Genomic DNA, 4585 nt, shown 5'->3' on the forward strand with positions numbered 1-4585 from the left:
CAGCCGCCAGCGGCTCGGCTACCCATTCGCACGGCAATGGCACTCTGGCCGTATCGGTAACTGGCGGAACGCACGAGCATACGATCACTGATCCGGGACATACACACACAGTAACAGCCCAAGCGGGCAGCGATGGCGGAAGCGGCTACATCGTTGGCGGAAATTATGGTGGTCCTGATGACGGCACAATAAACACAGGAAGCAAGACTACAGGAATTTCCATAGCAGCTACCACCGGCGCGCATGAGCATACCGTCGTAGTCTCAGGCGCCACCGCGACCGACGGCGCCGCGCATGACCACGGCATCACCGGCAGCACTGAAGCTGCAGGAAGCGCTGTCCAAGTCTCCGGCGGCACTATCGGCTCTACTGGCAGCGGCACAGCTTTCAAAGTAGTGCCGGAGTATTACCCGGTGATCTATATTAAAAAAATGGTGTAAAATGGTGGTTGAGCGGAGTACCCCGCGGGTACACTGGCGAAGGGAGCATATGCACGATGGCTTCAACTACGCTCAGCCACCGAAAGGCCAAACACCCTTTTACCCAATCCTAGCCAGACCGCCCAGATACGGACGCAAAACTTCCGGCACAGTCACCGAGCCGTCAGTATTTTGATAGTTTTCCAAGATCGCGGCCAGAGTGCGCCCGACCGCCAGTCCGGAGCCGTTGAGCGTGTGCGCAAATTCCGGTTTGGCGTTTGGCGCGCGGCGGAAACGGATATTCGCGCGGCGGGCTTGATAATCTTTATAATTGGAACAGGAGGAAATTTCCCGATAGGTGTTCTGCGCGGGAAACCAGACTTCCAGATCATAAGTCTTGCTGGACGAAAAACCCAGATCACCGGCGGAGAGCGCGACCACGCGGTACGGCAGTTTTAACAGCCGCAAAATCTGCTCGGCGTCCGCGGTCAATTTTTCCAGCTCGGCCATAGAGTCTTCAGGCAGTGTAAATTTGACCAGCTCAACTTTGTTGAATTGATGCTGGCGGATGATCCCGCGTGTATCTTTGCCGTAAGAGCCGGCTTCGCGGCGAAAACACGGCGTGTAAGCGGCGTAGCGGATCGGCAGTCTGGCGGCCTCCAGTATTTCTTCGCGGTGCAGATTGGTCACTGGCACTTCAGCGGTCGGTATCAAATAAAGATCGTCGCCTTTGTCGCAGGCAAATGAATCTTCCCGGAATTTCGGCAGCTGCCCTGTGCCGGTCATGGCCTGACTGTTGACCAGCGCCGGCGGCAATACTTCCTGATAACCGGAGCGGCCATGCGTATCCAGCATCAAGTTGATCAACGCCCTTTCCAGACGGGCGCCGGCGCCGTGATACACCACAAAACGCGCGCCGGAAATCTTAGCGGCCTCATCAAAATTTAAGATACCGAGACGCACGCCGATCTCCTCGTGCGCCAAAACCGCAAAGTCTTTCCGGGCCGGTTCGCCCCAGCGGCGAATTTCCGGATTGTCGGCAGCTGAATGTCCGTCCGGAGTTGTTTCATCCGGTAAATTAGGAATGAACAGCAGTTTCATTTGCTGCTCGGCGACCAGCGCGGCGGCGGCTTTTTCTTTTTGTTTAATTTCGGCCGAGAGGTTTTTATTGGCGGCGATGATCTCCGGCGTGGGTTTGGTTTTAGACGCCGCCTTGAGCCGCGCGCGCAGCTTGTCCAGCTCGGTTTGCGCGGTTTTCCATTTTTGGTCAGCGGCGAGAAAATCGTCCAGCAAAGCCAGATCAAAATTGCGCCGGCGTAAAGCCGCGCGAACCGCCTCGGGATTTTCTCTGATCAATTTTTGCTCCAGCATAAAAACTCCTTATCTTTATAGTTAGAGCGAATATCTTTACCCGCGCGCGCCGTGGCCTCTCACTTAACGTCGCTCCGGCAAAATATTCGCTTCAACTAAACCTATTTTTTGCGTTGGTACACGCCTAATAACTTAAAATAATCGCTGTGTTTTTCGATACTGGCCAGCGCCTGGGCAGTTTTGGCCTGGACATAATGATTGCCGGCAATGTCAATAAAAAAAACATAATCGCCCATGACCACTTTGCTGGGACGGGATTCTATTCTGGTCATATTGATCTTCGCTTTGGCCAGAAAACCCAATATTTCATACAAGCCGCCCGGCCTGTCTTTTTTACAGGAAAAAACAAAAGCGGTTATCGCGTCTTTGTCCCGGAGCATTTTTTTTTCTTTAGATAGCACCACAAAGCGCGTGACATTATCTTTGTAATCAGCAATATCGCGGACTAATATTTTCAAGCCGTATTTGCGCGCGGCCTCGCGCGAGCCGATCGCGGCGCGGCAAGGCTGTTTTTTTTCTTTGACATTAAGCACGGCCTGCGCGGTGCTTTTGGCCAGCAAAATTTTGGCGCCCGGCAGTCTGGCAAAAAGAAAATCGCGGCATTGCTCCAGAGCCTGCGTATGCGAAATTATTTCCCTGATCTCGGCCAGCCGCGCCCGCGGCAGAGCCAGCAGCTGATGTTTGACGGAGATATCGATCTCGTCAATGATAAACACGAAGTTTCTTTTATTGGCCAGTTTGTCCAGCGTAGCGCTGACACTGCCCTCGATAGTGTTTTCCATCGGCACAATGCCGTATTTGTATTTGCCGGTATTAACGCTGTGAATAACTTCCGAGATGGTATTCAGCGGGACTGCTTCAATTTTTCTCCCCTGCCGGCGCAAATATTTTTCCACAGCCTGACTGCAATAAGTGCCTTTAGGCCCTAGATAGGCGATCTGCTCAGACATCTTTACCCCTTAAACACCACTAATTCAATTTTGGACTCGTTGAGCATCTGCACGGCCAGATCGTCGGGATAAAAATTTTTGAAAACGATGCGCCGGATGCCGGCGTTGATGATCATTTTGGTGCAGATGATGCAGGGCATGTGCGTGCAATATAATGTCGCGCCGCGGATCGGCACGCCGTGATAAGCCGCCTGGGTGATCGCGTTTTGCTCGGCATGCGAGCCACGGCACAGTTCATGGCGCTCGCTGGACGGCACTTTCATCTCCTGCCGCAGGCAAACACCCAGCTCCAAACAATTTTGAATGCCGCGCGGCGCGCCATTGTACCCGGTGGTCAAAATATGCTTATCATTGACCAGCACCGCGCCCACCCGCCGGCGCAGACAGGTCGAACGCCTGGCAACCATTTCGGCCAATCCCATAAAATACTCATCCCAGCTCGGCCGCGGCTCCGCCGCCGTATCGTCAGGGAATAAAGTTTGCGCTGTTTTCAGCTCTTCGGTCATCAGCGGCCGCCATACAGGGGAAGCCGCTGGCACAGAGCTTCTACCCGTTTTTTTAATCCGCTTTCCACAGCGGCTTTAATTTTTTCACCCTCGATGCTGGACAAAGCCGCGCAGATAATTTCCGCAACTTCACGCACGTCGTCTTCCAGAAAACCGCGGGTGGTCACCGCCGGCGTGCCGACGCGGATGCCGCTGGTCACAAAAGGCGACTCCGTCTCAAAAGGTATGGTGTTTTTATTGACCGTGATGCCGATCTCGTCAAGGATGTGCTGCGCCAGCTTGCCGGTAATGCCGCTTTTGGTTTTCACATCGACGAGCAGGAGATGATTGTCCGTACCGCCGGAGATCAAACGGAAGCCGTTTTGTTTAAACGTTTCCGCCATTGCCGCGGCATTGCGCAACACTTGTTTTTGATAAACTTTAAATTCCGGCTGGAGCGCCTCACCCAAAGCCACCGCCTTGGCCGCGATCACGTGCATCAGCGGGCCGCCTTGTATGCCCGGAAAAACCGCTTTGTTGAAATTAAATTTCTGCTCCATTTCCGCGCCGCACAGGATCAAGCCGCCGCGCGGACCGCGCAGGGTCTTGTGCGTGGTGGTCGTGGTGACGTGCGCGTAAGGCAGCGGGCTGGGATGCAGGCCGGCGGCCACCAGACCGGCGATATGCGCCATGTCCACGAACAAAAAAGCGCCGACTTGATCGGCGATCGCGCGCATTTTCGGGAAATCAATGATCCGCGGATAAGCCGAAGCGCCGGCCACGATCATTTTCGGTTTTTCCCGGACGGCCAGCTCCTCCAGCGCGGCGTAGTCAATAGTCTCCGTCTCACGCGCCACGCCGTAGGGCACAAACTGATAGTAGGCGCCGGAAAGATTGGCCGGCGAGCCGTGCGTCAAATGTCCGCCGTGCGCCAGATCCATGCCCAGCACTTTGTCGCCGGGCTGGAGCAGCGCGAAATACACGGCGGTATTGGCCTGCGCGCCAGAATGCGGCTGCACATTGACATACTCCGCGCCAAAAAGTTTCTGAGCCCGCTCACGCGCCAGATTTTCCGCTACGTCGACATACTCGCAGCCGCCGTAATAACGTTTGCCCGGATAACCCTCCGCGTATTTATTGGTGAGGCAGGAACCCTGCGCCGCCATGACTTCCGGCGAAGTAAAATTTTCCGAAGCGATCAGCTCGATCTTATCCCGCTGCCGCCGCAGCTCCTGCCCAATCGCCTGATATATTTCCGGATCTTTTTGCGCCAACTGATGCTCTAACAAAGCTGCCATCTAAATCCTCCTCGGAATGTTTTAAAGCAGGGGGATTATATCACGTTGCTAATCAACCGCCA

At 54.7% G+C, this 4585-nt stretch carries 5 protein-coding genes; 1 reads left to right on the forward strand and 4 read right to left on the reverse strand.

Annotation, left to right across the window (positions count from 1 at the left end; all coding sequences use genetic code 11):
* A partial coding sequence (locus tag LBJ25_05325) for a hypothetical protein (GenBank protein ID MDR1453376.1) occupies nucleotides 1–440 on the forward strand: 440 nt, incomplete at its 5' end.
* A 99-nt stretch (nucleotides 441–539) separates the two neighbouring features.
* Here LBJ25_05325 and serS read toward each other — a convergent pair.
* The 4 genes from serS to LBJ25_05345 form a co-directional block, all read right to left on the reverse strand.
* Nucleotides 540–1790 carry a serine--tRNA ligase gene (gene serS, locus LBJ25_05330; GenBank protein ID MDR1453377.1) on the reverse strand — a complete coding sequence of 417 codons (1251 nt, stop codon included), beginning with the start codon at nucleotides 1788–1790 and terminating at the stop codon, nucleotides 540–542.
* A gap of 101 nt (nucleotides 1791–1891) precedes the next feature.
* Nucleotides 1892–2740, reverse strand: a complete 849-nt coding sequence (gene pheA, locus LBJ25_05335) for a prephenate dehydratase (GenBank protein ID MDR1453378.1) — start codon at nucleotides 2738–2740, stop codon at nucleotides 1892–1894.
* A gap of 2 nt (nucleotides 2741–2742) precedes the next feature.
* The gene (locus LBJ25_05340; GenBank protein ID MDR1453379.1) at nucleotides 2743–3246 is read right to left on the reverse strand and encodes a cytidine/deoxycytidylate deaminase family protein; all 504 of its coding nucleotides are present in this window, start codon (nucleotides 3244–3246) and stop codon (nucleotides 2743–2745) included.
* The gene (locus tag LBJ25_05345) at nucleotides 3246–4523 is read right to left on the reverse strand and encodes a serine hydroxymethyltransferase (protein ID MDR1453380.1); all 1278 of its coding nucleotides are present in this window, start codon (nucleotides 4521–4523) and stop codon (nucleotides 3246–3248) included. Before LBJ25_05345 ends, LBJ25_05340 begins: the two co-directional genes overlap by 1 nt.
* Nucleotides 4524–4585 lie beyond the last annotated feature (62 nt).

The sequence above is a fragment of the Candidatus Margulisiibacteriota bacterium genome, from assembly GCA_031268855.1.
Taxonomy (GTDB): Bacteria; Margulisbacteria; Termititenacia; order Termititenacales; family Termititenacaceae; genus Termititenax.